Source organism: Halorubrum rubrum (genome assembly GCF_024494685.1).
In the GTDB taxonomy this organism is placed as follows: domain Archaea; phylum Halobacteriota; class Halobacteria; order Halobacteriales; family Haloferacaceae; genus Halorubrum; species Halorubrum rubrum.
In genome coordinates, this window is record NZ_JANHDM010000014.1 from 15,272 (window position 1) to 40,059 (window position 24,788).

At 69.4% G+C, this 24,788-nt stretch carries 25 protein-coding genes; 16 read left to right on the plus strand and 9 right to left on the minus strand.

Annotated elements, in window-relative coordinates:
- Positions 1–19: 19 nt before the first annotated feature.
- The 3 genes from NO889_RS14150 to NO889_RS14160 all read right to left on the minus strand — a co-directional run bounded on the left by NO889_RS14150 (position 20) and on the right by NO889_RS14160 (position 1,789).
- Positions 20–361 carry a DUF7471 family protein gene (locus NO889_RS14150; protein ID WP_256412875.1) on the minus strand — a complete coding sequence of 114 codons (342 nt, stop codon included), beginning with the start codon at positions 359–361 and terminating at the stop codon, positions 20–22.
- A 98-nt stretch (positions 362–459) separates the two neighbouring features.
- Positions 460–1,254 (minus strand): MBL fold metallo-hydrolase, encoded by a 795-nt coding sequence (locus NO889_RS14155; protein ID WP_256412876.1) that lies wholly within the window; start codon positions 1,252–1,254, stop codon positions 460–462.
- A 103-nt stretch (positions 1,255–1,357) separates the two neighbouring features.
- Positions 1,358–1,789 (minus strand): pyridoxamine 5'-phosphate oxidase family protein, encoded by a 432-nt coding sequence (locus NO889_RS14160; protein ID WP_256412878.1) that lies wholly within the window; start codon positions 1,787–1,789, stop codon positions 1,358–1,360.
- Positions 1,790–1,928: 139 nt separating this feature from the next.
- Between NO889_RS14160 and NO889_RS14165 the strand changes: the two genes are divergently transcribed.
- From NO889_RS14165 to NO889_RS14185, 5 genes are all read left to right on the plus strand, one after another.
- Positions 1,929–2,432: a winged helix-turn-helix transcriptional regulator gene (locus tag NO889_RS14165; protein ID WP_256412879.1), complete on the plus strand. Its 504-nt coding sequence runs from the start codon at positions 1,929–1,931 to the stop codon at positions 2,430–2,432.
- Between the two features lie 102 nt (positions 2,433–2,534).
- Positions 2,535–3,428 carry a sulfite exporter TauE/SafE family protein gene (locus NO889_RS14170; protein ID WP_256412881.1) on the plus strand — a complete coding sequence of 298 codons (894 nt, stop codon included), beginning with the start codon at positions 2,535–2,537 and terminating at the stop codon, positions 3,426–3,428.
- A 103-nt stretch (positions 3,429–3,531) separates the two neighbouring features.
- Positions 3,532–4,221, plus strand: a complete 690-nt coding sequence (locus NO889_RS14175; protein ID WP_256412883.1) for an SCO family protein — start codon at positions 3,532–3,534, stop codon at positions 4,219–4,221.
- Positions 4,222–4,380: 159 nt separating this feature from the next.
- Positions 4,381–4,839 (plus strand): pyridoxamine 5'-phosphate oxidase family protein, encoded by a 459-nt coding sequence (locus NO889_RS14180; RefSeq protein ID WP_256412884.1) that lies wholly within the window; start codon positions 4,381–4,383, stop codon positions 4,837–4,839.
- 103 nt (positions 4,840–4,942) lie between these two features.
- Positions 4,943–5,587: a DJ-1/PfpI family protein gene (locus tag NO889_RS14185; protein ID WP_256412885.1), complete on the plus strand. Its 645-nt coding sequence runs from the start codon at positions 4,943–4,945 to the stop codon at positions 5,585–5,587.
- Between the two features lie 12 nt (positions 5,588–5,599).
- Here NO889_RS14185 and NO889_RS14190 read toward each other — a convergent pair whose 3' ends face one another.
- Entirely contained in the window at positions 5,600–6,031 is a 432-nt protein-coding gene (locus NO889_RS14190) for a universal stress protein (protein ID WP_256412886.1), read from the minus strand.
- 235 nt (positions 6,032–6,266) lie between these two features.
- On the opposite strand from NO889_RS14190, the gene NO889_RS14195 reads away from it, so the two are divergent.
- From NO889_RS14195 to NO889_RS14220, 6 genes are all read left to right on the plus strand, one after another.
- Positions 6,267–6,755, plus strand: coding sequence for a type IV pilin domain-containing protein (locus NO889_RS14195; protein ID WP_256412887.1), 489 nt, complete (start codon positions 6,267–6,269; stop codon positions 6,753–6,755).
- A gap of 406 nt (positions 6,756–7,161) precedes the next feature.
- On the plus strand, positions 7,162–8,397 hold the full coding sequence (locus tag NO889_RS14200) for a M20 family metallopeptidase (RefSeq protein ID WP_256412888.1): 1,236 nt from the start codon (positions 7,162–7,164) through the stop codon (positions 8,395–8,397).
- Between the two features lie 91 nt (positions 8,398–8,488).
- A complete protein-coding gene (locus NO889_RS14205) occupies positions 8,489–11,158 on the plus strand; it encodes a PD-(D/E)XK nuclease family protein (RefSeq protein WP_256412889.1) in 2,670 nt (889 codons plus the stop codon).
- Entirely contained in the window at positions 11,155–14,001 is a 2,847-nt protein-coding gene (locus NO889_RS14210) for a UvrD-helicase domain-containing protein (RefSeq protein WP_256412890.1), read from the plus strand. The genes NO889_RS14205 and NO889_RS14210 overlap by 4 nt, the downstream gene beginning before the upstream one ends.
- A gap of 227 nt (positions 14,002–14,228) precedes the next feature.
- Positions 14,229–14,570: a hypothetical protein gene (locus NO889_RS14215; RefSeq protein ID WP_256412891.1), complete on the plus strand. Its 342-nt coding sequence runs from the start codon at positions 14,229–14,231 to the stop codon at positions 14,568–14,570.
- Between the two features lie 56 nt (positions 14,571–14,626).
- The gene (locus NO889_RS14220) at positions 14,627–15,187 is read left to right on the plus strand and encodes a thioredoxin family protein (protein WP_256412892.1); all 561 of its coding nucleotides are present in this window, start codon (positions 14,627–14,629) and stop codon (positions 15,185–15,187) included.
- A 34-nt stretch (positions 15,188–15,221) separates the two neighbouring features.
- On the opposite strand, the gene NO889_RS14225 is transcribed toward NO889_RS14220, so the two are convergent.
- Entirely contained in the window at positions 15,222–15,728 is a 507-nt protein-coding gene (locus NO889_RS14225; protein WP_256412893.1) for a DUF3592 domain-containing protein, read from the minus strand.
- Between the two features lie 186 nt (positions 15,729–15,914).
- On the opposite strand from NO889_RS14225, the gene NO889_RS14230 reads away from it, so the two are divergent.
- The 3 genes from NO889_RS14230 to NO889_RS14240 are packed head-to-tail and all read left to right on the plus strand — an operon-like array spanning position 15,915 to position 17,405.
- Positions 15,915–16,604: a hypothetical protein gene (locus tag NO889_RS14230; RefSeq protein ID WP_256412969.1), complete on the plus strand. Its 690-nt coding sequence runs from the start codon at positions 15,915–15,917 to the stop codon at positions 16,602–16,604.
- A gap of 7 nt (positions 16,605–16,611) precedes the next feature.
- Complete coding sequence (locus tag NO889_RS14235; RefSeq protein WP_256412894.1) at positions 16,612–17,028, plus strand: JAB/MPN domain protein-containing protein; 417 nt, start codon at positions 16,612–16,614, stop codon at positions 17,026–17,028.
- 50 nt (positions 17,029–17,078) lie between these two features.
- Entirely contained in the window at positions 17,079–17,405 is a 327-nt protein-coding gene (locus tag NO889_RS14240; protein ID WP_256412895.1) for a hypothetical protein, read from the plus strand.
- Positions 17,406–17,432: 27 nt separating this feature from the next.
- Here the strand turns inward: NO889_RS14240 and NO889_RS14245 are convergent, their stop codons facing one another.
- A complete protein-coding gene (locus tag NO889_RS14245) occupies positions 17,433–17,738 on the minus strand; it encodes a PRC-barrel domain-containing protein (RefSeq protein WP_256412896.1) in 306 nt (101 codons plus the stop codon).
- 151 nt (positions 17,739–17,889) lie between these two features.
- A complete protein-coding gene (locus NO889_RS14250; protein WP_256412897.1) occupies positions 17,890–18,939 on the minus strand; it encodes a sodium:calcium antiporter in 1,050 nt (349 codons plus the stop codon).
- Between the two features lie 183 nt (positions 18,940–19,122).
- Here NO889_RS14250 and NO889_RS14255 point away from each other — a divergent pair, with 183 nt between their 5' ends.
- On the plus strand, positions 19,123–22,182 hold the full coding sequence (locus tag NO889_RS14255) for an FAD-binding and (Fe-S)-binding domain-containing protein (RefSeq protein ID WP_256412898.1): 3,060 nt from the start codon (positions 19,123–19,125) through the stop codon (positions 22,180–22,182).
- Between the two features lie 9 nt (positions 22,183–22,191).
- Here NO889_RS14255 and NO889_RS14260 read toward each other — a convergent pair whose 3' ends face one another.
- Positions 22,192–23,208, minus strand: coding sequence for a DUF5787 family protein (locus NO889_RS14260; protein WP_256412899.1), 1,017 nt, complete (start codon positions 23,206–23,208; stop codon positions 22,192–22,194).
- Positions 23,209–23,268: 60 nt separating this feature from the next.
- Positions 23,269–23,715, minus strand: a complete 447-nt coding sequence (locus tag NO889_RS14265) for a bis(5'-nucleosyl)-tetraphosphatase (RefSeq protein WP_256412900.1) — start codon at positions 23,713–23,715, stop codon at positions 23,269–23,271.
- 183 nt (positions 23,716–23,898) lie between these two features.
- Between NO889_RS14265 and NO889_RS14270 the strand changes: the two genes are divergently transcribed.
- Positions 23,899–24,231 carry an uS10/mL48 family ribosomal protein gene (locus tag NO889_RS14270; RefSeq protein WP_256412901.1) on the plus strand — a complete coding sequence of 111 codons (333 nt, stop codon included), beginning with the start codon at positions 23,899–23,901 and terminating at the stop codon, positions 24,229–24,231.
- Positions 24,232–24,788: the final 557 nt, after the last annotated feature.

A 24,788-nucleotide genomic window follows, 5' to 3' on the forward strand; every position in this document is an offset into this window, starting at 1 on the left:
GATCTCCGGCTGCGACCGGTCACCCCGACGCGCTCGGGATCGACCCCGGCGCGTACGCGTACACCGCGTAGAGCACGGTCGCGGCGATCAGGAAGTCGAGGCTGTGCGCGAGGAAGTGGTGGACGGGCATCGGGACGTATCCGAGGACGGTCCCCGCGCCGACGACCGATCGCGCTAGGAGCGCCCCCACGGCGACGCTTATGAGCAGATGTCGGCGGCTCCGACGGCGGCCGTACGCGACCAGGCTCACGAGAAAGAGGAGGCCGGTGCCGATCCCCGCCACGACGACGACGGCCAGTATCGGGAGCGATCCTTCGACGCCCCAGCCGGCGGCCGAGAACGCTGCGGTCGACGGGCGCATGTGATCGACGATTGGACGCGACCGGTTATCAATTATCCGTTGCGACCCTCGCCGGGAGACGCGTTCGCGATGGATCGAAGGGCGGTGGACGCCCCCGTTCACAGCTCGAGGACGTCGCCGCGCTCGGCGACCCGAAACCCCGCCGACGCCAGCCGCTCGCGTGCGTCGGACGCCGGGTCGAGGAGCGGGTTCGTGTGGTTCAGGTGGGTGAACAGGATTTCCGTGTCGACGTCGTCGAGGACGCGCATCGAGGACCGGACCGTCGGGTGGGGGACGTCGTCCACGCGGTCGATCTCGTCCCGGCTCCAGAAGGTGCCGTCGACGAGGGCGACGTCGACCTCCCGGATCAGGGACTCGACGCGAGCCGTCAGCGCGTCGACGTCGCTCACGTACAGAAGCGATCGGTCCGGGCCGTCGATCCGATACGCGAGCGTTCCGGTCGGGAGGGACTCGCGGTGGTCGACGCGGAGCGGCGTGACCGACGTCGTCTCGAGGGTGACGGCGTCGCCGTCGGCGACCGGTCGGAGGTCGACGTTCCCCTCCGTCACGAGCGAGCGGAGCGGCTCGTTGTCCCGGATCACGTCTCCGAGCCCGGACGTGGCGTACACCGGAAGTTCGTCCGCGTCGACCGACTCGCGTCCGAAGTACAACAGTCCGGTGAGGTGCCCGAGGTGGGCGTGCGTCAGGAACGCCCCGTCGGGGACGTCGACGGCTTGAAACCGAACGTCCGGCGTCGAATCGAACAGGTACCGGCCGGCGTCCTCCAGGCGGACGGCGCTCGCGTACCGCGTCGGGCGGGATCCCTCACGCGCGGCCGCGCAGTTCTCACACCGGCAGCCGACGTGGGGAACACCCGCGTCCTGAGCGGTTCCGAGGATCTCGACGGTGCTCACGGTGCTCGTCTCGGGCCCGGCGGTCCATGAAGACGGTGCCGGTTTCCGACCCGACGTTTCACGCGCTCACCCGGCCCCGTCGGACCTGGACGGCAGGGAGGAGTCATTCGATCGTCTCCCGGCCGACGACGGTCTCCATCCGTAGTTCGTACAGTGCGAACTCGACGTTTTCGACCGTTTCGTCGAAGAGGCGAAACGGCTGGAACCAGTCGTTGAGCGTCGCCTCGTCGGCGTCGCCCTCCCACTCCCGGATCGGGCCGCGAACGTGGATGCTCCACGACTCGCTCGTAGAAGCGTCATAACACACGAACGTCGCTCGATCGGTCGTCTCCAGGAACCGTCCCTTTTCGCCGTCGTCGTCGTGGGCGCTCACCCGAAGGAGAAGCCGGTCGCCGTCGTAGTGGTAACTCAGCGGGATCGCGTACGCGTCGTTCCCGTTCGCCAGTCCGAGGACGCCGTGTTCGCCCGCCCGCAGGTGGTCGTCGACGTCGGACTCGGTCATCCCGCCGGTGTACACGTACTCGACGTGGTCCATACGAAACGGGACGCGGCGGTCCCTCAAATAGGCTCGCCGACTCCCTCCCAACCGACACGTTCGTATCGCGGAGCCCTCTCAACGAGGGGGAACGGACGAGCGGTTTTTACGCGGGGATCCGGTAGCTTCGGTGACTACCATGCCGGACACCAGATCTCGGGTCCGCGACCACGTCCGGGAGACGCCGGGCGTCCACTTCAACCGCGTAAGCCGGGAGCTCGGCATCGCGACCGGACAGGCGCAGTACCACCTCCGCCGGCTGGTCCGCGACGACGAGGTCGCCGTCGAGCGCGTCGCCGGTCGCGCTCACTACTTCGATCCGACGTTCGACCCGTGGGAGCGACGGGCCATCGCCTTCCTCCGACGCGAGACCGCACGAGCGATCCTTCTCCGGCTCCACGCGGAGGGCGCGACGCCACCGTCGGTGCTCGCCGACGACCTCGACCTCGCGCGGAGCACCATCTCCTGGCACGTCTCGAATCTCGTCGACGCCGGGATAGCCGAGAAGTCCGCGGACCGGCCCATGACCGTCGAACTGGCTCGACCCGAGCGGACCGCCGAGCTGCTCGACGCCGTCTCGCCGTCGCTTCCGGACCGGATCGTCGACCGGTTCGTTCGGACCGTCGACACCCTCTTCGAGTGAGTCGAAAGTCGGCTTTCCCGGCGCGCTCCGCTCGATCCGTGCGACCCGGTCGTTCGTCGACCACACCAGATCGGTTAGGGTCGGACGCCGTCGAGATCGGGTATGCGCTCGATCCCGGTCGTGGCCGGTTCCGATACGCTCCGTGCGCGGGGAGGCGTCGTCTCGAGCGGGCTCGAAGCCGTCCGCGGGGCGGCGTCGACGTCCACGTCGACGTGTGAACCGGCCGGCTCCATTCACTCGAGCGAGCCGTTGGGTCTCGTCGTGTTTCTGCTGATCGGCCTGCTCGGCGGGGCGCACTGTCTCGGGATGTGCGGGCCGCTCGTCACGACGTACACAGACCGGATGCGGACCGGCGGGCGCCGCGGTGACGACCTCACGGTCCGGCAGGTTCGCCAGCACGCGCTCTTCAACGTCGGACGAACGGCGAGCTACGCGGCCATCGGGGGGACGTTCGGGTTCGCCGGTGGGCTCGCGTTCGTCACCGGCCGAACCGTCACGACGATCGCCGACGACGTCCACGCGCTCACGGGAATCCTCGTCGGCGGTGTCATCATCGCGATCGGCGTCCGGTACGCGCTCCGACTCGACCGCCACTCGCTTCCCGCCCCCGGCGTCGACCGCCTCTCGGGTGTCGTCACCGGGCGGGTCGTGCCGCGCATCGACGCGTGGGTCGGCGACTGGCGAATACTCGGGCTCGGCGCCGCTCACGGTCTGCTTCCGTGTCCCCTGTTGTACCCGGCCTTCCTCTACGCGTTCGTCCAAGGCAGCGCCGCCGGCGGGGTCGTCGCGCTCGGGGCGCTCGGCGTCGGAACGATCCCGGCGATGTTCCTCTTCGGAACGGCGTTTCAGTCCGTGAGCGTCGGGACTCGCACCCGGCTCCATCGGGTCCTCGGCGTGGCGTTCGTCGTCCTCGGCTACGTTCCGCTTCAGCACGGGCTGGCGACGCTCGGCGTTCCGCTTCCGCATCCGCCGATCCCGTACTACTCGCCGTTCTGAGCGGACGACGATCGCCGGTTCTCGGGAGCGATCGGTGCCGGTCGGTGGCCCGTTCGACGACCGCACCAGACCGACTATCCGCGGGCAGTCCGTCGGATCCGACATGAGACGCCGAGCGCTGCTCGGAGGGATGGGCGCGGCCGCGATCGGATCCGTCGCCGGCTGTACGACGAGACTGCTGGACGACGAGCCGGATGGAGTCGTCCTCGAACCCCAGGAGGACCAGATCGCGGACGCCGAGGACCTCTCGTATCCCGCCTACGGCCAGCCGTTGCCCGAGTTCGAGCTTCGGGCGCCGCTCGCCGGGGAGACGATCTCCAGCACCGATCTCGATCGGACCGCGATCGTCACGGCGATATTCACCTCGTGTCCCGCCGAGTGTGGGATACTCCTCAACCGCCTCGTCGGCGTTCAACGGCGGGTCGCCGAGGCGGGGCTGACCGACTCGGTCGTCTTCCTCCCGATCACGTTCGATCCCGAGCGCGACGACGCGCAGGCGTTCCGCGAGAACGCCGAGTCGCTCGGCGTGGACCTGGAGGCGGGCAACTGGCACTACCTGCGGCCGGACTCGCCCGCGGACGCGAAGGCGGTGGTCGAGGACCGGCTGGGGATCGGCTTCGAACGAAAGACGGAGAGCGACCGGCTCGAGGGGTACGACTTCACGCACGCCGTGGTGACGCTGCTCGCGAATCCGGACGGGGTCGTCGAGCGGGCCTACCGCGGCGAGGGCATCGACCGGGACCGCGTCGTCGACGACATCGCCGCGGTGGTCGACGCGTTCTCGGCCGAGTGATCTGGCGGGGGACGGGGTCCCCGATCGGCTGCCGATCGTCCGCCCCGAGATCGGGAGACCGCTCCCGCGAGGGACTCGCCGTCCGGATCGTCGTTTCCGCGTTCTCACGGTCTCCCGCTCGTCTCGTGGTTTAACATCCTGGAGGGAGAACCGTGGGATATGTCAACGGACGAGTTCCTGGAGTCGAGCGCGGCGACGATGGACGACGATCGGATCCGGGCGTTCCTGACCGAGCAGGGCGTCGGAACGCTCGCGCTTCCCGACGAGGACGCCCCCTACCTCGTGCCGATGTCGTTCGGGTACGACGGGGAGTCGGCGCTCTACTTCGCGTTCCTGCTGTTCGGTCCGGAGAGCCGCAAGGAGACGCTGAGCGACGACGCCGCCGGGGCCCGATTCCTGGTGTACGACGCCCGGTCGCCCCACGAGTGGCGGAGCGTCAGCCTCCGCGGGCGGATCGCGCCGATCGAGGAGGGCGAGTGGACCGACCTCCGGGAGGCGATGGAGAACGCCTGGCACCCCGACCTGTTCAGTTCCGCCGAGCCGATGCGGGGCGTCCGCGGCTATCGGTTCCGGATCGACGACTGGACGGGGATCCGACAGGGCGGCCCCTCGGAGTGAGACGGCCCTCTCGCGTCCGGAGGCTCCCGCTGTCCGCTCGGCCGGGGGCGGAGCGGAACTCCGGAGGGGGAACGCACATGGTCCGTGACCGCCTTCCACTCGTATGAACGTCGACGTGTTGCTGTACGACGGGTTCGACGAACTCGACGGGATCGGCCCGTACGAGGTGTTCGACTACGCGATCGGCTACGCCGTGGAGGCGGACGGAGACGACGCGAGCGGCGGCGGCCGCGTCCGCTACGTCACCCTCGAGGAGCGCGAGACGGTGACCGCGAGCCACGGGACCCGCGTCGGCGTCGACGGCGTCCTCCCCGAGCCCGGCGACGACGACGTGCCCGACTTGCTCGTCGTTCCGGGCGGCGGGTGGAACGCGCGCGACGAGACCGCGAGCGCGTGGGCGGAGGCGAACCGCGGGGCGATCCCGGCCGCGCTCGCCGACCACCACGAGGCGGGCACCCGGATCGCGAGCGTCTGTACCGGGTCGATGCTGCTCGCGGAGTCGGGGATCACGGACGGCCGGCGGGCGGTCACCCACGCGGGCGCGGTCGACGAACTCCGCGAATCGGGCGCGAACGTGGTCGACGCCCGCGTCGTCGACGACGGCGACCTCCTGACCGCGGGCGGGGTCACATCGGGGCTCGACCTGGCGCTGTACGTCGTGGAACTGGAGTTCGGCGCGGCGGTCGCCGACCGGGTCGCGACCGTGATCGAGTACGAGCGGCGCTACGAGGTCGCCGGCCGCGAGTGAGTCAGGGGGAGATCAGCCGTCGGCGTGTGACACGGTTTCGCCGGAGCCGTTGACCGTGATCACCGTACAGTCGAGCTGTTCGCGGAGGTACGTGTCGATGTCGGGATCGGAGAGGAGCTTCTGGACCATGCGCCGCCAGCGCCCCGCCTGCTTCGAGCCGATGACGACGACGTCGGCGTCCTCGGCGACGATCTCCTCGAGGATGGTCTCCTCGACGAGGAAGCCGCGCCGGACCACGAACCGGGCGCGGTCGACCCGACCGATCCGGCCCTCGACGGCGCGTTTGAGATCGCTTCGCGAGACGCCGCCGCTGTTCTGATACAGGTCGACGTGGAGGACGGTGAGTTCGGCGTCGCGCTCCTCGGCGACGCGGACCCCCTCTCGAAGCGTCGCCTCCGAGTGGGCCGTCAGCGGGTACCGAACCGGCACCACGACCAGAGTCATGTCGTCACCGACGCGTTCGTCACGTAAATACGCTGTCGATACGCGAGGCGATCGGGGGGCTCACGCGCGTTCGCGGTCGTTTCAACTTCCGGAAACGAGGACGATGTCAATAAGTTCTTGTACGTGACGGATAAATGTCCGCGTAACCGACGATCGACCTGACGAGCGCGTCGTAAGGACGGCACTAACCGCCACGCACTCGAGTGATTCCGGTCGATCGACGGCGGATTCAATCATGGACATACCAAACCCGTTCGACTCGGACGACCGCGCGGTGAGCCCCGTTATCGGGGTCATCCTAATGGTCGCCATCACGGTCATCCTCGCCGCGGTGATCGGCACGTTCGTGCTCGGCCTCGGCGACTCGCTCGGAGACAATCAGCCGACGACGCAGTTAGACGTGAGTATCGACGAGGGAGATGACGCCGATGACGACATAAAAAACGTCACCATCGAACACGACGGTGGTGACCCCATCGACTCGGAGACGCTCGATATTATCGTTACTGACGAGGACGACAACGAAGCTACGGCATCCGGAGAATTCTCGGATCGGTTCTCCGTCGGAGATATTGAGTCGGGATCTTTCAGTGGAGACGGTTCGGGCAGTGCCGATCTCCGGGTCCGGATCATTCACCAGCCTAGTGAATCGATCCTCGTCGATCGGACGATCGAAGTCTCTGGTATCGATACTATCGACGGTAGCAGCATCACGTTCGACTAATTATCTTCTCTCCGCAGCTGAATTGTTTAAAAGAGATCGAGAATACGTAGTTGCTGGCGCGGTGAACACGTCCAAAGCCCCAGTCGCGAGGACTCGCGCGGCTCGCTGTGCTCCTCGCTCAGTCGCTTTCGCTTCTTCGCTGCGGTGCTTACGTCGCCGGGCTTCGTCCTCGCGACTGCCCCTTTGAGTCCCACCCCGCCCGCCCCGCACAGCACCTCACGCCTCCCCAGCCTCGCCACTCGCGCTTTTCAAGCGCTCGTGGCGTCCCTCGCGGGCTCCTCGCGCCCTACCGGGCGCTCGGAGGCGCGCCACAGCCAGTTTCCTCTCTCGGCTGGTCATTTCACCCGGATCCGGCAGCCTCGGACGCGAGCCGTAGGTTTACCTGCGGCGGCCGGGAGGCGGTGACATGGCTTCCGACGCGGAACTCGAGAGGATAGGCGAGGCGGTCGCGGACCTGGAGGCGGAGGCGGTCGAGTTCCTCCGGGAGATGGTCCGCACGCCGAGCGTGAACCCGCCGGGTGACTACGCCGCGATCGTCGACCTGCTGACGGCGCGGTACGAGGCGTCCGGCTGGGACGTCGAGGTCGAGTACGCGCCCGAGACGCTCGTCGAGGAACTCGACCTGCCGCATCCCCGGCCGAACGTCCTCGCGCACGTGACCCGCGGGACGGGCCCGACGATCGCGCTCAACGCCCACATCGACACGGTGCCGGTCGAGGCGTCCAACTGGACGCACGACCCCTTCGGCGGCACGGTCGAGGACGGCCGGCTCTACGGCCGGGGCGCACGCGACTCGAAGGGCCGCATCGCCGCCTACACGCTCGCGGCTCGCGCGCTCGAGGCGAGCGGGCTGCTGCCCGAGGACGCCACGCTCGTGCTGGCGCTGACGGCCGACGAGGAGACGGGCGGGGAGGCCGGCGCGGGCCACGTCGTCGAGAGCGGCGCGCTCGAGGCCGACTACGCGATCGTCGAGGGGAACACCTACGCGGTCGAGTACGCCTCCTCGGGCGTGCTCACGCTCCGCGTCGACGTCGAGGGCGCGTCCGCGCACGCGGGATTGGAGCCGGAGAAGGGCGCGAACGCGGTGGTCGCGGCCGCGCGACTCGTCGACCGCCTCGACGCGCACGGCGACGACCTCGCGGCCCGCGAGAGCGCGATCCCCGGCGTCGGGAGCGCCACCTGTACGCCCGCGACGATCGAGGGCGGCGACGCGACCAACGTCGTCCCGCCGACCTGCTCGTTCACGGTCGACCGCCGGGTGCCGCCGGACCACGACGCCGCGGCCGCCGAGCGCGAGGTCCGCGATCTCGTCGCCGGCGCGGACCTCCCGGCGGGGACGTCGGCGACGGTGACCGCGCTGAGCCGGACGAAGGCGTTCCGGTCGGACCCCGAGGACCCCCACGTCCGCGCGGTCGCGGCGAACGCGGACCGGGTGATCGGCGACGTGCCCGTGCGCGGCACCCGCGGCGGCTCCGACGCCGGGCACTTCCACGCCGGAGGGACGAAGGCCGTCAAGTTCGGCCCCGGCGGCCGGGACTCGAACGTCCACGGCCCGGACGAGAACCTCGCGCTCGACCAGCTACGGGACGCGGCGGTCGTGGTCGCCGCGAGCGTTCGCGACGTCGGCCGCGAGGAGGCGTGACTCGCCGCGGCGTGTGACCCGTAACCGCGCGTGACTCGTCGCGGCGAGGTGCCGACAAAGATTTAACCGACCCGTCGACACTCTGTCGAGCGTGCCGTTTCCCCGCGCCAAATCGCCGCGCCGACTCTACGACGAGGTCCGCTCGTACGACCGGGTCATCACCCCGGACGGGCCGCTCGCGAGCGCCCTGAACCGCCACCTCGACCGTCCGCATCTCGGCCCGTTCGCCATCCCGCCGCGCCGCCTCGCCGTCGGCCGCCGACAGGAGTCCGAGGACCGCCTCGCGTTCCTCGGCATGGTCGACGACGAGGACGTCTCCTGGAAGCGCTGTGCGTACGCGGTCGGGAACATTCTCCAGTGTTGGGAACACCAGGGAACCCACGACGCGATCCTCGAGTACGACGCCTACGTCGACGACGCCACAGAGCGCGCGGTCGAGCGGATCGCGGGACTCGAGACGGCGTCGATGCGGCTCGCGAACGAGACGATCGACCCGGACCTCGACGTGGCCGTCGTCGAGCCCGAGATGCTCACGCCGCTCGAACGGGCGTACCTGCCCGCCGAATACGACGCGGTCGACCTCTTCGCCGACGCCGACTTCGATCTCCCGCCGTTCCGGATCCACGACTCGCCGACGGCGATGGTCGAGACGGTCGTCGACGCCGTCACCGAGGCGAACGCCGAGAACGTCGGGATCGTCCTCGACGGGCGAAGCGAGTACTCGCCGCTCGTCGAGTCCGCGCTCGAGGCCGCCGACGTCCCGTTCTTCGGCGGACCGGGGTTCGCCGACCGCGGCGACCACCGGCTGTTCGTCCACCTGCTCCGGACCGCCCACCGCGGGACCGACACGCGGGTGAACGAGGTCCGGTCGCTGTTGACGGCGTTCGACTGCGACGTGGACGACGCGGACGCGGACAAGCGACTCCACGAACTCGACGCGCTCGACGACGCGGGACTCGCGTGGCTGCTCGAGTTCTGCCGCGACGTCGAGTCGTACACGTTCTCGGACGCGCTCTCGGCGTTCGAGCGCCGCACCGGCGACGCGCTCGACGCCTTCCGCGAGGAACTGGAGACGCTCGGGCTCGCCGGCGAGCGGGTCACCGAGGGGCGGGTCGACGACCTCTCCTTTTACCTCCAGACCTACGAGGTGCCGGTCGACCGGGAGAACGAGGGGGTGTTGCTCGCCGACGCGAAGTCGGCGTCGTACGTGGGTCGCGAGGTCGTCTTCTTCCTGGGGCTCGACGAGCGGTGGACTCACTCGGCCCCGCGCCGACCGTGGGTCGACCGCGACGCCCAGTACACGCGGAACCTCGAGAGCTTCCAGCTGCTCCTACAGAGCGGACGTCGACAGCACTACCTCGTTCAGGACGCGGCCGGCGGCTCGCCCGTCACGCCGTGTCTGTACTTCGAGGAGCTGCTCGAGGCTGAGTACGACCGCTTCTCGGATCTGCCCTCGACGAGCCACCGGAACCGGTCCGCGGAGCGATCCGCGAACGGGTTCGAACGGGAGTTGGCCGAGCGGGAGCCGATCGACGCGTCCTTCGAGCCCGTCGAGACGATCAGCAAGTCGAGTCTCAACGCGTACGTGAACTGTCCGCGGGACTACTACTTCGACCGGATCGTCGACGGTCCCGAGCGGGCGTACCTCGCCGAGGGGACCCTGCTCCACGACTTCGCGGAGTTCTACGCGAACCACCCGGACGCCGTCGACGGGGCGGCGCTCTCGACGGTCGTCGACCTCATGCTCGAGGAGGTCCGCCCGCTGGTCCGGTCCGTCGACGAACCGACCCGCCGTACCGAGTACCGCGCGGCCCTCGAGACGATCGTCGCGTACCTCGACGCGAACCCGCCGACCGACGGGGCGTTCCTCACGCCGGCAAGCGGCGGCGACAACCCCATCGCGGCCCGCTTCGACCGGGAGGTCGACTCGCCCGTGACCGAACGCCGGTTCGTCGACGAGGGGTTGGGCGTCAACGGGACCATCGACCTCGTTCGGTCGCCGACGGAGCTCCTCGACTACAAGAGCGGCAGCGAGAGTAGCGCCACTTCGATCGTCAAGCACGCCGCGATCGACGAGCCGACCGACGCGCCCGACTTTCAGGCGCTGCTGTATCTCACCTACTGGCGGTCGCGGACGCCGAACGAGACGCTGTCGTTCACGTTCTTCTACGTGACCGAACTCGTCGACGAGGTGATCGCGGGCGGCGATCCCGAGGGCGATCTCGACGACGGCGACCCAGACGGCGGAATCGACGACGACCTCGCCGCCCACCTCGACGACGCGTTGACGACGGTGACCTACCACCCGGAGTCGCTCGCGGACCACGTCCGACGGGAGGCGTTCTTCGAGCACCTCCGCGAGGAGGGCGCGGGGAAGTGTCGGAAGGTCCTCTCGAAGATCGACCACTCGACGTACGCCGCGCTCTTCGACGCCGCGCCGCTCGTCGAGACGACCGACAACGACGAGCTCATCGACTCCGAGTTCGGCCGGACGATGATCGACCGGCTCGAGGCGGCGATCGGCGAGTACACGTACGTGACGACGGGGAGCGAGCAGGTCATGCGGGCGATCGTTGACCGGCGGAAGGGGGCGTTCTTCGAGGACGACCTCGACGCCTTCGAGTCGTTCGTCGACGAGCGGCTGGCAGAGATCAACCGGCGACGCGCCGGCGACGAGGCGTTCCCGATCGAGGGGCTCGCCGGCGAGCCGAACTACCGGCGGGTGGACAACCGGGACCTCCTCCTGGAGGGCGAGCGATGAGCGGCGTCGAGCCGAACCCGGAGCAGCGCGACCTCATCGAGGCGACCGAGGGGCTGTACCTCGTCGACGCCGGCGCTGGAACCGGGAAGACCTTCACCGTCACCCACCGGTACGCGAACGTCGTCGAGCGGGACGGGATCGGTCCCGACGACGTGCTGTTGGTGACGTTCACCAACAACGCGGCCGAGGAGATGCGCGAACGCATCGTGCGCCACAGCGAGTACGGCGTGCGCGAGCTCGCGGACGCGCCGATCCGGACGTTCCACTCGCTTTCACACGACATCCTCGACGAGCACGGACACGACGCGCCGACGTTCCTCGGACTCGACGAGACTATCACCGGCTCGACGCGGATAATCGAGGACGACGTCGTCGAGCGGGCGCTGTTCCGCGAGTTCGTCGGCCAGTTCGTCGACGATCGTCCGGAGTACGAGCCGTTCTTCGCGGCGCTCTCGGGGACGACCGAGCTGCTCGATCTGATCACGGAACTCTCCGCGAAGGGCGTGTTCCCCGACGCGGACGGCTGGTACCGCGACGGGGAGTCGCACCTCGACGGCGACCTCGAGGCGTTCGAGACGCTGTTCGCCGAGCTGAACGAGCCCCGGAACGGCGGGAGCAGGCAGTCGAGGCTTCGACGGAAGCTCTACCGCTACGGCGAGAACGGGACGTACCTTCCAGAGGCACCGGAGAAACGAGAGATTCGCGGCGACGGCAAGCGGGTCCCTCCCGAGGTCGCCGAGCGCGCCTTCGAGGACGACCGAACGGCGCTCAAGGGGTTCGTCCACGACGTCTTTCACGGCTACCTCGGGTTCGCGCTCCGGCGGAACTACCTGAACTTCGGGTTCCTCCAGCTGTTCGCGTTCGTGCTCCTGTGTGAGGACCGCGACCTCCGGGAGCGGCTGGAGTACGAGTACGTGATGGTCGACGAGTTCCAGGACTCCAGTGCGATCCAGTTCAAGCTCACGCTGCTCCTCGCCGGCACGAACAACGTCTGCGCCGTCGGCGACTGGAAACAGAGCATCTACGGCTTCCAGTACGCCGACGTCGACAACATCCGCGAGTTCGACGAGCGGCTCGAGCGGTTCGCCGCGGAGTTGAACCGGGACGCGGAACGGGTCACCTTCCCCACGTCGCCGGTCGAGAGGAAGCGGCTGACGCGGAACTACCGGTCGACGCAGTCGATCCTGGACTTCTCGACGCACGCGCTGACGGCCCGCGCGACGAAACGGGAGTCGCTCGACGCGGAGGCCATCACGGAGTCGATCACGCCGCTCACGGCCGACACGGACCGGGACCACAGCCGCATCGAGGCGCTGGCGAGCGAGGACGAACACGAGGCGATCCTCGCGCGGATCGACGCGATCGTCGGCGACGACGCCTACGCCGTCGAGGGGGACGACGGCGAGTACCGCGTGCCGGAGTACGGCGATATCGCCGTTCTGACGCGCACCCGCGACTTCGGCCGGGATCTCCTCGACACGGCGAGCGAGTACGGGCTGCCGGTGGCCTACGAGGGCGGGATCGAGGTCTTCCGGACCGACGCCGCGAAGCTGCTCTTAGCGTGGCTGCGGATCCTCGAGCGCGACGCCGACCGCGGCTGGGCGCTCGTCTTGGAGGAGGCCGGCTACACGGTCGACGAGGCGAGGGCGATCCTCGACCGCGGCGCGTATCCCGAGGCGATGGTCGCCTTCCGGGAGAGCCTCCGGGAACTGGAGACGTTCGGCGGCGTCGCTCGGCGCGTGTTCGACCGCTACGGTCGGGAGGGCCCGACCGCCGACGTGGTCCTCGAGACCGTCCAGTCGGTTCACGAGACGACGACGTTCACCCGCGGCGAGCTGATCCGGTTCATCGAGGCGGCGATCGCCGACGGGAGCACGCACGAGGTCGATGCCGGGGCCGGAACGAACGCGGTGACCGTCCAGACGATCCACGCGACGAAGGGCCTCGAGTACCCGATCGTTATCCTCGCGAACATGAACGCCGACCGGTTCCCGTCGACCGGGGGCGGCGCGAGCGACGTCGTCTACGCCGACCCGATCGGCCTCCGACGACGGACGGTGTACTCGGAGGAGGCACACGGGGTCCCGCACGTCTACGACGACTGGCGGACGGACGTTCTCACTGCGTGTCTCCCCCGGAGCTACGACGAGGAGCGGCGGCTCCTCTACGTGGCGATCACACGCGCCGAGAGCCACGTCGTCCTGGCCGCCGGGGCCGACCCAAACGCGTTCCTCGAGTCGCTCCCCGTCGACGTCGAGTCGGTCGATCCTGACCTCTCCGCGTTCCGCCCGGAAGACGAGGAACGCTCCCCGTTCACGGTCGACGTTCCGGTCCCCGACGGGCCGGCGAGCTACTCGCCGCACACGTTCATCGACGACGCCGTCTTCGAGGGGGACGTCGGCGGCCGCGGGATGGAGTTCGGGACGGCCGTCCACGAGTTCGCGGAGCGGTACGTGCGCGACGAACCGGTCGTTCACGAGGGCGACGACGAGGCGAACGTGAGGGCGCTGATCGACTCGCTGGACGGCGAGAAGCGAGCGGAGGTCGACGCTTTCCTTCCGCTCACGGTCGACGGCGAGCGGGTGACGATCGGCGGGGTCATCGACCTGCTCCACCTCACGCCCGACCGCGCCGAGATCGTCGACTACAAGACGGATCTCACGCGGCACGCGGAGGACGAGTACGAGAAGCAGCTCAGCGTCTACTACCACGTCGTCGAGGGGGTACACCCGGACCGGGAGGTCTCCGCGTCGATCCTCTACACCCGCGACGGCGAGCGGCGCGAGATCGATCCCCTGAGCGAGGCGGAGCTTCGAGACCTGGTGCGCACGCACCGCGGGTGAATCGCTCGGGCGAGGCGACGTCGCGGACGCGACGAGCGGCGGGATCCGCGGCGGTTCGTCGACGAATCCTTATGTACGATGTCGCGGCCATCGGGCGCATGTCGTCCGGAGCGGACTCCGCGAGGCGGAACAGAGGGGAGAGAGGGCGAAGACGGAGGAACCGATGGGAACGGCGGGGACGGGAGGGTAGCACCCGCGGCGGCGGGCCTCGGGTCGAAACGGTCGCTTTGAGTACGGATCGACGCCCCGACGCCGACCCGGATCGAGGGACGCGCGACTCGACGGGGAACCCGAGGCGCTGGGCGCGGACCCTCTCGGCCGTCGCCCCGGTCGGGGCGGTCGCGGTCGCCGGGGTCGGTCTCGGATCGATCGGTCGGCGGCGCGTCCCGCGGCTCGCCGCCCGGCTGGAGGGCGCTCCGATCGACGTCGGCGTCGACGCCGACGTCCTCTCGGCCGTCGCCGGCGGGACGTACGCCGCGTCGCTTCTCCTCGGCCTCCTCGTCGCGTGCGCGGTCGGATGGCTCGTCCTGTCGGCCGCGGCCCGTATCGTCGCGAGCGCGCCGCCGTAGCCCGAGCGCCCGGAACGCCCGGAACGGCTTTGGATCCGGCGGCACTACGGTCGCGCATGGTCGCGATGGAATCCGACTCCGAACTCGAACGTGGCGACGCCGCACCCGACTTCGAGCTACCGGGAACCGACGGCGAGACGCACGCGATCGACTCTTTCGACGTCGACGCGCTGCTCGTGGTGTTCACCTGTAACCACTGCCCGTACGCGAAGGCGAAGTTCGGGCTGCTCAACGACCTCGCCGCCGAGTACGACGACCTGGCGGTGGTCGGGATCAACCCGAACGACGCCGAGGAGTACCCCGACGACTCCTTCGAGGCCATGCGCGAGCGAGTCGCGGACGGGACGGTCGCCTACGACGCGTACCTCCGGGACGAAACGGGCGAGGTCGCCGCGGCCTACGGCGCGGTGTGTACGCCCGACCCGTTCCTGTTCGGCCGCGAGGGCGACGAGTGGCGGCTCCGGTACCACGGCCGGCTCGACGACGCGTTGAATCCCGACGACGAGCCGACGGAGTTCTACGTCCGCGACGCGGTCGACGCGGTCCTCGCCGGCGAGGAGGTAGCACACCCGGACCGCCCGTCGCGGGGCTGTTCGATCAAGTGGCCCGACGAGTGAGAGGCCGACGAGTGAAGCGGGTTCGGAGAGCGACTCAGGAACCCCGCCGTCCCCGCACCACTCCCCGCACGCCGAGGACTGCCGTGATCACGCCGATCGCGACCGCGACGAACGGGGCGTTCGACCGCTCCTTCCTGAGGAACGCGTCCTCAGGCGCGTCGGGGGTCACGTACGCCGTCGTCGTCTCGCCCGACTCGTACTCGGCGATGACGTCTCTCGCGGCCGACCGCGTGTCGTGCGACCGCTGAACCGACGCCGGATACACGCCGGTCGCGGTGTATCGCTCCCCTCGATACGCGTACTCGTAGCGGACGAACGGGTAGTAGTTCGTGTCGGGACTCGACGCCGAACTCGTGGCGTCGACGTCGGTCTCGAGGACGACCGCCTCGACCGGCTCCGCGGTCTCGATCGCTCGTTCTTGCTGGAGGTAGTCGTACCCGCCGTAGCCGGCGAGCGCCAGGCCGACGACGAGGAACAACAGGCCGCCGCGGACGGGGTCGATATCCCGCCCGGCGACGGTGATGTCGGTGGTGGAGGACACGGGAGACGCTCGTCCGCGTCGATTCATATCGGTGTCGGATCCACGCGACGTATCGCTGTCGGTCCACGCGACCGTCGGACTCACGCGACGTATCGCTGTCGGTCCACGCGACCGTCGGACTCACGCGACCGTCGGATCCGCGGAGACGGGTTGAAATGGCTCCCGCCCGAAGGGTCCGCCATGACGATGAAGGAGGACGGCGAGGCGGATCTCCACGAGATCGATCGCTTCGATCGCGGCGTGGGGTGGATCGCGTACCCCGGCGAGACGATGGAGCGCGCGAGCCACGCGCTCGCGGTGCCGAACGAGGACGGCGACGACGACGTGTGGGTGATCGACCCGGTCGACGCGCCGGGAGTCGACGATCTGCTCGCGGAGTTCGGCTCGGTCGCCGGGGTCGTCGTCGGGCTCGATCGTCACGAGCGCGACGCCGCGGCGGTGGCGTCCCGCCACGACGCGCCCGTCTACGTGCCCGAGTGGATGACGGGCGTCGCCGGCGGGATCGACGCCCCGGTGCGCCGGTTCGGCCGCCGGCTGGCTGACTCCGGGTTCGAGTCGATACGGATCCGCGACTCCGCGTTTCCGCCCTGGCAGGAGGTGGGCCTGTTCGACGGCGAGACCCTCGTGGTTCCCGAGTCGCTCGGGTCGTCCTCGTACTTCCGGGGGGACCGCGAGCGGCTCGGCGTCCACCCGATGCTCCGGCTGACGCCGCCGCGGGCGGCCCTCTCCGGACTCGACCCCGAGCGCGTCCTCGTCGGCCACGGCGTGGGCGTCCTCGAGGACGCCGGCGCGGCGGTCGAGGACGCGCTCGACGGCTCCCGACGGAAGGCCCCCGGACTCTACGCGAAGACGCTCCGTTCCGCGCTCGGGATCTGACCGGCCCGTGATCCACGTCACCCGCGACCTGCTGACGGTGCTTCTCGACCACGCCGCGGAGCGCGATCCGACCGCGGTGAGCCTCCGGCTGTCGGCCACTCGCGCGCGAGAGTTCGACGCTGATCTCGGGTTGGACCCCGAGACGCCCGTGTTGACGCACTTCACGCTCGAGGGGGTCGGCGGGTCGGTGAACGCGGTGTTCGGCGTCGAGCTCGGGACGCCCGCGGGCCGGGGCGGCGCACGGTTCCTCTCGCACCCGACCGGTCGGCTCGAACTCTCGAAGACTGACGACCTCGCGGCCGTCGTTCTCGTCTCGGTTCCGCCGTACGACGACGACCACGTCGCCGCCTTCGACCGCGCCGGCGACGGGATCGAACTGGTCGTCCTCGACGCGGTCCCGCCCGCGGAGGCGGTGCCGGAGTGATCGTCTCACAAACCCGAGTTTAAAGGCGGCCGAGCGGCTACGAGGAGTCGATGGCAGCACGTCCACCAGGCGGCGGCGGGTCCGCTGAACCGGAGGCGATCGAGTTCGGCATCGCCGCGCTCGACGCCCGGCTGGGGGAGTCGGACCTCGCGTTTCCCGCGACGAGCGGGGAGATCCTCCGCGCGCTCGATCATCCGGAGATCCCCTACGACTCGAAGGGACGAACGATCGAGCTGGCGGCGGCTTTAGAGGAGGTCCCCCAATCGGAGTTCGAGAACGAAACGGAGCTGCTCGACGCGCTGTACCCGGTCTTCGACGAGGCGCGGCGGGGCGGTCGCGGGTTCCTCGACGGGCTCCGGAACGCGCTTCCGTTCTGAGCCGCAGTCCGGGGGTTCCGTGCCGGTCTAGGTCGCCTGCTGTTCCGGCTCGACCTCCGGCTCGTCGGTGCCGGTCTCGAGCCGCTCGATGATGTCGTTGACGAGCACCACGTCGCCGACCGCGCGGACCCAGCGGTAGGGGACGATGACGCCGGTGTTCCCGTCGACGCGTCCGGCGAACAGCTCGCCGTTGAGTTCGGCCAGCGCCAGCCCGGTCACCGACTGCGTGTCGAGATCGAGGCGGACGTCCTCAACCTCGCCGACGAAGACGCCGTTGTTCGAGTACACCTCTCTGCCGACAAGTGACGTGATCTCTTCGGGAGCAGCGTTCATGTCAGATATGGTCACGAGCACGCCTATTAAGCGTTCGTTGTCGAACGACGCCCGTCTGACGCGGGACCCGATCGGCCCGCAGACGGCCCCGCGCCGTGTCGGGTGATCCTCGCGACGTTGGGTGGCCAGCGTCACGCCGGACGGATCCGTGTCAGGCCGGAAGGATCCGCGTCACGCCGGCGGTCTCGGCGACGACCCACGCGACGAATAGCAGGTACGTGACGAGCAGGGCGTACGACTCGAGGGTCGTCAGCGTCAGATCCGTCCGGAGGATCCCGAAGAGCAGCACCGTCGCGAACGTGAGCACGGCGAACATCGGCACGGCGGCCGAAAAGTTCACCGGAACCGCCCCCACGACGAGCACGCCGACGGGGATGACCACGAGCAGGTCGAAGGTGTTCGACCCGAAGACGTTGCCGAGGCTCGTCGCGCTGTTGTCGTCGCGGGCGGACCGGACGCTGACGAGCGTGTCCGGGAGGCTCGTCGCCGCCGCGACGATCGTCACGCCGGCGAGGAACTCGGGGATCCCGAACGCGTGCCCGAGCGACTCGATGGCGGACACCAACGCCTCGACGCTCGCGAGGATGACGAGCAGGCCGGCGGCGAGCCTCCCCCACTCGCGGCCGACGGCGACGTCCGCTCCCGGTTCGGCCTCGTAGTCGTTGGTGTCCTGCCACTGGATGAAGAGGTAGAGCCCGTAGACCAGAAGCGGGACCGTCGCGAGCGGGCGCGTTATCGTCCCGGTCAAACCGCCCCCGTCGGTGCCGCCGGCCTCGGCCGCGACCGGCCCGTAGATGACCGCGAGCGCGAACGTGATCACGAGGACCGAGACCGCGAGCATGTAGAACTGCGCCTCCTTGTACACGATCGTCCGACTCGATCCGAGGTCGTCGTCGGTCGAGAGTCCAGAAAGCGCGGGAACGACGAGGACGTTGAATATCGCGGAGCCGACGATAGCGCCGACGCCCATGTCGAAGACGCCGGCGAGGGCGGTGACGACCACGCTCGCGAGCTCCGGGAAGCTCGACCCGACCGCGACGACGACCGTCCCTTGAACGACCGGCGGGAGCCCGTAGTGCGCCGCGAGTCCCTCCGCGGCCTCCTCGAGCCACCCGCTACCGACCCAGATCGTCCCGCTCGCGAGGACGACCACGAGGACGTTCGCGACCGCGGTATCGGGAAGGACGCCTCCGGGAACCATCGTGTCCGGACGATCCGCGAGTCGACGAATGAAACCTCCGGTGGTCGACCGACGGGCGTCGCGCCGAGCGAGCCCGCAGACCTCGGGGCCAGCACAGAGAGATCTCGCCGACTCCGAGGGCCAGCACAGAGAGATCTCGCCGACCCCGAGGGACTTTTGTCGGTCCGAGCGCGAGGGAGTCGCATGGCAACACACTCGAGCGGGTCGGAACGCGACCCGCGGGAGGGAGGGAACTTCGAGTACACGGGCGGGACGGTCGAACGCCCCGACCTCGTCGACGCGCTCGACCGACGCGTCGAGGGCGACGTGCGGTTCGACGACTACTCGCGCCGGCTGTACGCGACCGACGCCTCGGCGTACGAGGTGACGCCGATCGGCGTCGTCTTCCCGGAGTCGACCGCGGACGTGGCCGCGGTCCAGGAGTACTGCTTCGAGGAGGAGATCCCGGTGTTGCCGCGCGGCGGCGGCACCTCGCTGGCCGGCCAGACCGTGAACGAGGCGGTCGTCCTCGACTTCACCAAGGCGATGGACGCGGTGCTCGACGCCGACCCCGAGGCCCGAACCGCCCGCGTGGAGGCCGGCGCGTACGTCGGCGACCTCAACGCGGCGGTCGAGCCGCACGGGCTGAAGTTCGCGCCCGACCCCGCCTGGCGCGACAAGTCCGCGGTCGGCGGCGCGATCGGGAACAACTCCACCGGGTCGCACTCGCTCAAGTACGGGAAGACCGACCACTACGTCGAGGAGCTCGAGGTCGTGCTCGCGGACGGGACCGTCGCGACCTTCGGCGAGGAGCGGGTCGCGGATCTCCGCGAGTCCGCGGACCCCGAGAGCGACGACCTCCTCGCCCGGATCCACGCCGAGATCGTCCGGATCATCGACGAGGAAGCCGACGAGATCGACGAGCGCTTCCCGGAGATGAAACGTAACGTCTCCGGCTACAACCTCGACCGGCTGCTCGCGGAGTACCGCGGCGAGTACGGCGAGGAGGGCGTGATCAACCTCGGCCGGCTCATGGCGGGCAGCGAGGGAACCCTCGCGACGGTGACGACGGCGACCGTCTCGCTCGTGGAGATCCCGGAGACGAAGGCGGTGGCGCTTCTCACCTACGGCGACCTCCTCGATGCGATGGAGGACGTCGCGCCGATCCTCGACCACGACCCCGCGGCCGTCGAGGTGATGGACGACGTGCTGCTCTCGCTCGCGGCCGACACCCCCGAGTTCGCGGAGGTCGTCGGCATGCTCCCCGAGGGAACCGACTCCGTCCTCCTCGTCGAGTTCTACGCCGAGGACGACGAGGCGGGACGGCGGAAGGTCGCGGACCTCGTCGCCGATCGCGTCGACGGCGCGTCGACGGTCGCCGACCCGGCTCCGGGCGCGGCGGAGACGACCGCCCAACCCAAGCGGGCCCTCCACGCCATGGAGGCGCACGACGCCGACGAGCGCGACCGCTTCTGGAAGATGCGCAAGTCCGGGCTCCCGATCCTGCTGTCGCGGACCTCCGACGCCAAACACATCTCCTTCATCGAGGACTGCGCGATCCCGCCCGAGCACCTCCCCGAGTACACTCGCGAGTTCCAGGAGATCCTCGAGGACACCGGCACGTTCGCGACGTTCTACGCGCACGCCGGACCGGGCGTGCTCCACGTTCGGCCGCTGATCGACACGAAACAGGTCGACGAGGTGGAGACGATGGTCGAGATCGCCGACCGCGTGACCGACGCGGTCGTCCGGCTCGGGGGATCGGTCTCCGGCGAGCACGGCGACGGCCACGCGCGCACCCAGTGGAACCGGAAGCTGTACGGCGACGACCTCTGGGACGCGTTCCGCGACCTCAAGACCGCCTTCGACCCCGACTGGCTCCTCAACCCCGGCAACGTCTGCGGCGACTTCGACATGAGCGAGAACCTCCGGTTCGACCCCGACTACGAGTTCGATGCCGGCTTCGACGCCGCGATGCAGTGGGACAACGAGAACGGGATGCGGGGAATGGTCGAGCTCTGTCACGGCTGTGGCGGCTGCCGGGGGCCACAGGAGACGACCGGCGGCGTGATGTGTCCGACCTTCCGCGCCGCGGAAGAGGAGATCCAGTCGACGCGGGGGCGCGCCAACTTGCTCCGGGGCGCGATGAACGGGGAGCTCCCCGACGACCCGACCGAGGACGAGTTCGTGACCGAGGTGATGGACCTCTGTGTGGGGTGTAAGGGGTGTAAGGTGGACTGTCCGAGCGGTGTCGACATGGCGAAGCTGAAAGCCGAGGTCGAACACGCCCACCACCAGGAGCACGGTGCGAGTCTCAGGACCCGACTACTCGGGAAGTTCGAGGATCTCGCGCCGCTCGGCTCCCGGTTCGCGCCGCTGTCGAATCTACCGGGGAAGCTCCCCGGCGCGGGGCTCGTCCTCGAGAAGACGCTCGGGATCGCGAGCGAGCGCGACCTCCCGACGTTCCGCTCGGAGAGCCTGATCGACTGGTTCGAGGCCCGCGGCGGCGCGGGCGTCCCCCGCGAGGAGGCCGACCACGACGTGTTGTTGTTCCCCGACGTGTACACCACCTACACGAGCCCGAGCGCGGGAAAGGCCGCGGTGCGCGTACTCGAGGCCGCGAACTGCCACGTGGCGATCCCGAACGTGAAGGGAAGCGGACGGCCGCCCCACTCGAAGGGGCTCGTAGACGAGTCCCGAGCGACCGCCCGCGACACCGTCGAGACGCTCGCGCCCGACGTCGAGGCGGGATGGGACGTGGTCGTCGTCGAGCCCACCGACGCGGTCATGCTCCAGTCGGACTACGCCGACCTGCTCGGGGGCGACGCCAGCGACGTGCCCGACGAGGACGTCGCGGCGCTCTCGGAGGCCACCTTCGGCGTCATGGAGTACGTCGACGCCCTCCGCCTCGACGAGGCGATCTCCTTCGACGCGCCCGGCGAGCGGCTCGCCTACCACGGTCACTGCCACCAGAAGGCGACGAAGAAGGACCACCACGCGGTGGGCGTCCTCCGGCGGGCCGGCTACGGCGTCGAGCCGCTCGACACCACCTGCTGTGGAATGGCCGGCTCGTTCGGCTACGAGGCCGAACACTACTCGATGAGCAAGGCGATCGGCGAGGATCTCTTCGCGCAGGTGGACGGGAGCGACGCGGACGAGGTGGTCGCGCCCGGCGCGTCCTGTAGCACGCAGCTGAAGGAGCGCGACGACGCGGCCCCGGAGCCGCCGCACCCGGTGGAGAAGCTGGCGGCGGCGCTCGTCTGACCCCTCCCGTCACTCATCGGGCTCGACCCGGTCCCGCTCGCGCTCTCGACGCCGCGAGAGGAGCGCGCGGATCCCCTTGCCCGGACCGCCCTCGATCGGCCACCCCTTCGTCCGCCACGCGGGGGGTTCCGGCGAGAACGCCGGACAGGAGCCCGAACACTCCCGATCGGTGGGGCATCGGCCCTTGGCCGCACAGCGCGGAACGAGCGCCCGGCCGGCGCGGCGAAGCTGGAAGTGCCGGCAGTCCGGCCGCATCGTGTCGTGGTAGGAGCGCCACCCCTTGCCGTAGGCGCGCTCGGCTATCTCCAAGCGACGGGTGACCGTCTCGGAGTCGCGGTTCCCCGACCCGCTCGGCGCGAGGTCGCTCGGGAGCCAGTCCACGGTCGCGGCGTCCGCGTCGACGACGTCGTCGCCTCCCGGATCGTCACCGACGAACGACGTGGTCAGGATCCCCGCCTCCACGGGCATCTCGCGGAGGAGCGCGGGCTCGACGCGGTCGCCCGTCGCCTCCGTCGCGAGCCAGACCTCGTCCGCGAGGGCGGTCTCGACGTCGTGGGCGAGCTGGTCGGCGAGCACGTCCGCCGCCGACCGGTCGAGGTCGGGCTTGTTCTCGATCGCGACGATCCGCTCGACCCAGTCGGGATACGGCCTGTGGCGTCGGATCTCGATCCGGTTCCCCCGCCGCCGCTTCTCGATCAGCTCCCGGCCCGCGGCGCGGTGGACCGCCTGTCGGACGTATCGCCACGGGTAGCCCGAATCGGGGAGCGCGTCGCGGTACCACGTCCACTCCGCCGGCGCGTCTCGGACGACGTGGAGGAGGTCGGAGTCGAGAGTCCGGTCGCCGAATGCTCGCCGCGCGGCGAATTCCTCCGGATCGACCTCGATCACGACCGTGTCCCAGCGCCGCCGCTTCGTGCCGAGCTGTCTGGAGACGAGCGCCGGACGCGGGTCGGCGTCGGGGTACCACGTCAACTCGGCGTACCGGCAAACGAGCATCTCGTAGCCGAACTCGGCGTCGGAGATCACGGCCGTCGTCGTCGCCGACGCGGTCGTCCGGGGCGAGTCGATGCCACCGTCACGCCCGCCTCAGACGTAGCCGTCGTCGGCCTCCTCCTGGAGCTCGTCGAGGTACTCGTGAGCCTCCTCGAGGATCTCTCGCGGGCCGTCCTGGGTGATCGTGTTGATCGCCTGTTCGTAATCGCGCCACTGGAGGTCGCGGTGCTCCTTCGAGAGCTCCGCGCTCGCCTCGAAGGAGCGTGCGATGAACAGGTGGACCGTCTTGTGTATCGTCTTCCCGCCGGCCTCGAACACGTAGTCGTACTCCCGACGGAAGCCGTCGATGAGGCGGAAGTCTTCGATCCCTGCCTCCTCGGACACCTCCCGTATCGCCGTCTGCTGGAGCTCCTCTTCGCCTTCGATCCCGCCTTTGGGGAACTCCCAGTCCCCCGGTCGGCTCTTCAGGAGCAAGTACTCCCGTTCGCCGCGGGTATCGCGGAAGAGGATGGCTCCGGAACTGGTCGCTTCGACCGTCATTAGCCTCAGGTAAGCAACGACCGGTAAAGAGGGTGTCGGAATTGCCGGTTCCTCGACCCTTTCCAACGCTCTCCGTCGATCTGCGCGGGTCCGCGGAACCGTCACGCTCGAGCTCCTCCGGGCGTGTCCGCCAGTAGATGTGTTTTTACGCCTCGGGGGACCATTCATCCACGACCCCCAGCCATGACCTTCGTCACGAAACTCTCCTTCGCCTCCGGCGACCGCGACGTGCTCGCCGAGACCGTCCAGGAGCTCAAAGACACCCTCGAGCGGAAGGGTGCGGAGTGTAAGGGCCCGCACGCCTCCCCGCCCGAGACCGTCAGCGTTCCCCAGTACAAACGCCTTCGCGCCGGCGACGAGTTCTCACCGTGGCGCTACGACGTGTACACGCGGTCGATGGAGATCCACGGCGCCGACGACGTCGCCCGCGACGTCGTCGGTCGCGACTTCCCGGACTCGATCCACGTCGAGGTCGAGGTCGACCGGAAGCGGCCGCTCGGGCACCGGCGCGATTGAACCGCCGTCCGTGCGACCGGCCGATCGCCGTCCGCGAGGCCGAAGGGTGTCGACCTGCGGGTGACGGAAGCGGCCGAGCAAGGGTACGTCGGTGGGTCGAGGATACTCGACCGCATGGTCGAGACGGCTCGCCGGCAGGAAGTGCGCCCCGTGAAGACACACCGACGCAGCGGCGTGTTCTCGCTCCAGTCGTCGGACAGGACGCCCGATCCAGTTGGGATCGATCAGGTGGATGTCACAGTCCAGCTCGTGGAGCGTACGGCCTTCACCCTCGGGGTCAAGCCCCGAGGCACTCGGCCTGCTCAGGCTGTAGAACGCCGTCGGTATCGTTTTCGGATCCCAGCGTCCTCTGAGACTGTCGGCCTTCCCCAGGGCGATGCCCATGGAGCCGTACGTGCTGAGAAACGCCATCCGGGTCTCCGGCGGTTTCTCGAACCCGACGGGTTCCATCGGCCCATCGTCATCGGGTACTCAGTCGAACACCCGATTACAGGATATCCCTCAGATCATCTTCTAGTCGGTCGGAGGTACCAGGAACAGGCGGTGACTGGTTCTCG

Excerpts from the sequence above, each read along its gene's own strand:
- NO889_RS14195 (WP_256412887.1), top strand. The coding sequence starts at position 6,267 with ATGGACATACCAAACCCGTTCGACTCGGACGACCGCGCGGTGAGCCCC.
- NO889_RS14180 (WP_256412884.1), top strand. The coding sequence starts at position 4,381 with ATGTCAACGGACGAGTTCCTGGAGTCGAGCGCGGCGACGATGGACGAC.
- NO889_RS14190 (WP_256412886.1), bottom strand. The coding sequence starts at position 6,031 with ATGACTCTGGTCGTGGTGCCGGTTCGGTACCCGCTGACGGCCCACTCG.
- NO889_RS14230 (WP_256412969.1), top strand. The coding sequence starts at position 15,915 with ATGAAGGAGGACGGCGAGGCGGATCTCCACGAGATCGATCGCTTCGAT.
- NO889_RS14210 (WP_256412890.1), top strand. The coding sequence starts at position 11,155 with ATGAGCGGCGTCGAGCCGAACCCGGAGCAGCGCGACCTCATCGAGGCG.
- NO889_RS14250 (WP_256412897.1), bottom strand. The coding sequence starts at position 18,939 with ATGGTTCCCGGAGGCGTCCTTCCCGATACCGCGGTCGCGAACGTCCTC.
- NO889_RS14185 (WP_256412885.1), top strand. The coding sequence starts at position 4,943 with ATGAACGTCGACGTGTTGCTGTACGACGGGTTCGACGAACTCGACGGG.
- NO889_RS14170 (WP_256412881.1), top strand. The coding sequence starts at position 2,535 with ATGCGCTCGATCCCGGTCGTGGCCGGTTCCGATACGCTCCGTGCGCGG.
- NO889_RS14270 (WP_256412901.1), top strand. The coding sequence starts at position 23,899 with ATGACCTTCGTCACGAAACTCTCCTTCGCCTCCGGCGACCGCGACGTG.
- NO889_RS14175 (WP_256412883.1), top strand. The coding sequence starts at position 3,532 with ATGAGACGCCGAGCGCTGCTCGGAGGGATGGGCGCGGCCGCGATCGGA.
- NO889_RS14150 (WP_256412875.1), bottom strand. The coding sequence starts at position 361 with ATGCGCCCGTCGACCGCAGCGTTCTCGGCCGCCGGCTGGGGCGTCGAA.
- NO889_RS14255 (WP_256412898.1), top strand. The coding sequence starts at position 19,123 with ATGGCAACACACTCGAGCGGGTCGGAACGCGACCCGCGGGAGGGAGGG.
- NO889_RS14245 (WP_256412896.1), bottom strand. The coding sequence starts at position 17,738 with ATGAACGCTGCTCCCGAAGAGATCACGTCACTTGTCGGCAGAGAGGTG.
- NO889_RS14240 (WP_256412895.1), top strand. The coding sequence starts at position 17,079 with ATGGCAGCACGTCCACCAGGCGGCGGCGGGTCCGCTGAACCGGAGGCG.
- NO889_RS14165 (WP_256412879.1), top strand. The coding sequence starts at position 1,929 with ATGCCGGACACCAGATCTCGGGTCCGCGACCACGTCCGGGAGACGCCG.
- NO889_RS14220 (WP_256412892.1), top strand. The coding sequence starts at position 14,627 with ATGGTCGCGATGGAATCCGACTCCGAACTCGAACGTGGCGACGCCGCA.
- NO889_RS14160 (WP_256412878.1), bottom strand. The coding sequence starts at position 1,789 with ATGGACCACGTCGAGTACGTGTACACCGGCGGGATGACCGAGTCCGAC.
- NO889_RS14265 (WP_256412900.1), bottom strand. The coding sequence starts at position 23,715 with ATGACGGTCGAAGCGACCAGTTCCGGAGCCATCCTCTTCCGCGATACC.
- NO889_RS14200 (WP_256412888.1), top strand. The coding sequence starts at position 7,162 with ATGGCTTCCGACGCGGAACTCGAGAGGATAGGCGAGGCGGTCGCGGAC.